Raw genomic sequence first — 3,665 nt, 5'->3', positions numbered from 1 at the left:
AAAAATTCTAGCTTAATTTGACAATCAAAAAATTAAAAAGAAGAGCAGCTGAGAATTCCTCTCGGCTGCTCTTCCAATATTATTTTTTAGATATATCCCTGTTTCTTACTCAGCAGAAAGCTCCGAGTCGGTTACCCATTTATGGTTCTTGACTTCCTCTCCACCCGTGGTTGGCTGGTAGTCAATCACGTATACTGTGGTGCTTTTAGCATCGTCAATCGTAGCCGTTGCGCCTTCCATGCCTTCCATGTGGTCGGCTTCCAAGGTTACCTCGTCTCCTGGTTCGAAAGGTTCCTCTCCTGCATCCGCAATCTCCTCGTGAATTACCCATTTGTGATTCTCTTCGAGCGGGCCGCCATTTGTAGGATCATAGGATACCTCGTAGGCTACAGTGTCAAAAGCGCCCACAATCGTGGCTTCTGCCCCCTCCATGCCTTCCATGTGCCCGTCTGTGATTGTTGCCGTCTCCCCCACGTTGTAGGTAGGATTTTCAGCTTTTTCCAAACCTACTGGGATTTCACCAGATTCATCGTGCACCATGTCGCCGTGATCACCACTTTCTGAAGATGTTTCTTCGGTTGTCGTTTGATTTGTATCTGTTCCAGTAGATTCATTTATCTCGTCACTGCCACATGCTCCAAGTAATAAGGCAGATGACAGTAAAATAATTCCTATCCATTTTTTATTCTGTTTCATTTTTTCCTCCTAAATTAAAATAATAAAGCTCTAAATTTAAAGTGGTGGATTTTATAATGAGGTTAGCCACCTCTAAAAATCCATAAAAAAACGATGTGAATTTCATGTTATATTGAAGTTACCACTAACTCTCAATAGAAAAGGATGAATTCACATGACGCAAGACCAGTTTAACACAGTCTTACGAAAAGGGACACACTTATCTTATCAAGAACGTTGTCACATTCAGATTCTCAAGAAAGAAGCCTATTCTCACCGCGCTATTGCTAAGTTATTAGGGCAATCACCTCAAACCCTTCATAATGAAGTGAAAAGAGGCACCATCACGCAACTGAAACGCCAAAAACAAAACGGTAAAACCTACGACTATACCTACACACTATATGATGCCGATGCCGGACAAGCTAATTATGACCGTCAACGTCTTCACTGCGGTAGGCGACCTAAATGGGCGGATTCCAACGCCTTTATTGACTGGGCAGACGAAAAGATGCTTCAAGATAAATGGTCCCCCGATGTTGTCGTGGGTTTTGCTCGTGAACATCAGTTGTTTGACGCTGCGATTGTTCCTTTATATCAGAGTGCCTTTTTATCTTGATGTACGAACGCATTATTCAAAAACGATGACGGGCATTCCTGGATAAGCATACTCAAAAACGATTGGCATGATATCAGGTGGTGTATTGATACAACCAAGTGACCCGTTAACTAAATAGGCATCTCCACCAAAGTATGGCTGCCAATTAGCATCATGAATACCTTGTCCGGTATAATCAAAGGCTAACCAATACTCAACAGGCTGTACGTAATCCTTTTCAGTTCGAGGGTTATAGCCTTTCAATTCTGAAGGACTTTCCAAATTCCAAATAGCATAAGCACCTGGTATTGTATTCGTGCCAATCTGTCCTGTTACCACAGGGGTAGAAAGGACCTGATTGCCATCGATGTAGACAAACATTGTCTGGTTTAACATGTCCACTTCAATATAACTATTACCTATATCATCTAAAGTACCATTGTATCCTATTCCAACAATAGTCGGTTCACGCACCACTGGGACCGCTGCTTGTAAATCAGCTAAAATGGCTTGCGTTTCTGCTTCACGATCAATTGACCAGCCTAAGGTTCCGGGGAGAAGCTGAACTTCTCCTTGTAAAGTACTGTTAAAGGGGCGATAGTCATCATATGTAGCATAACGCTCATTTAACGTTCCTAAATATTCGTAAATCATGTCCTCATCAAAGTTGACTTCATTGAATTCATCAATGTAAAGCCAACTTAAAATTAATTCTGGTGTAATGACTTCTTCATATCCAGCAATGGTTAATGTAATTTGAAGATTATTGTAAACTTTAAGCTGGTCTAATTCTGAAAGTAAGCTTTCATCCGTCGATGTAATGTCAGGTTCGAGATAAGCTTCACTCACTTCTACCGTTGTCTGACCCTCTTGAAGACCGTCTAAAACTAAGTCCAATAATTTATCCTGATTAATTTCAGTTCCTATTTGCTCTGGCTCAATATAGTAGCCCATCTCTTCTGAATACTCTATTGTTGCATCGGTTGGACTTAGGGGAGTAGTATCAGACAGCGTTATTGAATCAATCATGGTGCTCAATTTCTCCTGATTAATTACTAAATCTCCCTCAGCAACCCCTTCATAATTACTATCATTAAACAAACCATTCAACCAGGTTGTTTGATTTTGTTCTTGAATGAGAGAATCAAGTTGTGGGGTTAAATTAATTTGCGGATCTAGGTCTCCAAGTGTCACGCTTCCTATTGGTTCGTTATTCTCTTTTAATGTTAGGGTATGATTTTCTAACTCCCTTGTAATTTTAGCGTTTGCCTCTTCTTTTGTTAAATGACTAATATCTATGTTTGCAAAACTGGTGTTCATTAAAAATCTTTGTGAAAAATATTGGGCCCCGATAGTGTGACCTATACCTAGGAATAGAAAAATTACACCAAGTGTAATAATAATTTTTTTCATTGTGCACCTCTTCTCAAATTTTACCTAACTGCTACTTCTTTACTCTACGACTTTATAGTTTGCATCTGACAAAGCCGGAGTAAATGAATCTAAATTTAATCTTTCTTTAGAAATTACCACCGCTCTTTTACTTTCTAGATCCACGAAAACAGTATCTAAACCTTCAGTTGAAAATATCGTCTGTATAATTTCCTACGGCTTCTTTCTCTTCAATATTGGCAGTATAAATAAATTTTCTTCCTTCTTTCTCTGTATTTAGTACGCCTTTTTCAACCAGTCGACCTAAGAGCGTTTTGATAGTGGCTTGTTTCCAGTCCATTTTTTCTTTCAATATGGAGATGACTTCTTTACTAGTCCCTCGATCATTCGCCCAGACTACACGCATAACCTCCCATTCAGCATCTGTGATATGAAGGTCTACAGCTATAGTACTCATATTCTCTCCTCATTTCGTTTACGAGCGTAAACATTAATGTTAAATAAAGTTTACACTAGTAAACCATTCTTGTCAAATCTTTTTTAAATAAATGTAACCAGCTTGTTTTTTAAATAAATATAACCAGCTATTATTGCCTTTGTTTTCCTATCTTTACCCAATACTAATTATAGGGTACCATTGATTTTAGAATTCCTTATTTTTTAAATTATATTTTCTAAATATGATGAACACTATTGAGCAATTTAATTGTTTATCGTATTAAGGAAATCAAGAATCGAGAAAAAGCAGAAAAATAAAAAAAACCTATACACACGGAAGTTATCATATGTACTGACCCCCTAAAGTTGAACAACAAAAGAAAATTTACTCCATACGAATATTATTTCATCATAAGCATTCTAGGAATATTATTAGCTATCAGCAGTTACTTTATCACGCAAAGTATTTCAAATCGGATTGAACAGATGACCCACTAGTTAAGCCCATTTTCTTATCGTCCACAGCAAAATTACTACAAAAATATAATGGCCTTTGGTCAAG

General features: G+C 38.0%; 3 protein-coding genes and 1 pseudogene. 1 reads left to right on the top strand and 3 read right to left on the bottom strand.

Annotated elements, in window-relative coordinates; genetic code table 11:
- Nucleotides 1-105: 105 nt before the first annotated feature.
- Nucleotides 106-696 (bottom strand): YdhK family protein, encoded by a 591-nt coding sequence (locus HMPREF2811_RS03605; RefSeq protein WP_071408145.1) that lies wholly within the window; start codon nt 694-696, stop codon nt 106-108.
- A 154-nt stretch (nt 697-850) separates the two neighbouring features.
- Here HMPREF2811_RS03605 and HMPREF2811_RS03600 point away from each other — a divergent pair, with 154 nt between their 5' ends.
- Nucleotides 851-1,294: a helix-turn-helix domain-containing protein gene (locus HMPREF2811_RS03600; protein ID WP_141749246.1), complete on the top strand. Its 444-nt coding sequence runs from the start codon at nt 851-853 to the stop codon at nt 1,292-1,294.
- 12 nt (nt 1,295-1,306) lie between these two features.
- Here HMPREF2811_RS03600 and HMPREF2811_RS03595 read toward each other — a convergent pair whose 3' ends face one another.
- Both HMPREF2811_RS03595 and HMPREF2811_RS03590 read right to left on the bottom strand, forming a co-directional pair.
- Nucleotides 1,307-2,686, bottom strand: a complete 1,380-nt coding sequence (locus tag HMPREF2811_RS03595; protein WP_071408144.1) for a L,D-transpeptidase family protein — start codon at nt 2,684-2,686, stop codon at nt 1,307-1,309.
- Between the two features lie 166 nt (nt 2,687-2,852).
- Nucleotides 2,853-3,122, bottom strand: a pseudogene (locus HMPREF2811_RS03590) (CopY/TcrY family copper transport repressor); the annotation flags it as partial.
- Nucleotides 3,123-3,665: the final 543 nt, after the last annotated feature.

This window comes from Globicatella sp. HMSC072A10 (genome assembly GCF_001811625.1).
In the GTDB taxonomy this organism is placed as follows: Bacteria; Bacillota; Bacilli; order Lactobacillales; family Aerococcaceae; genus Globicatella; species Globicatella sanguinis.
The sequence above is the reverse complement of the archived record's forward strand: the minus strand, read 5'-3'. Positions and strand labels throughout refer to the sequence as shown.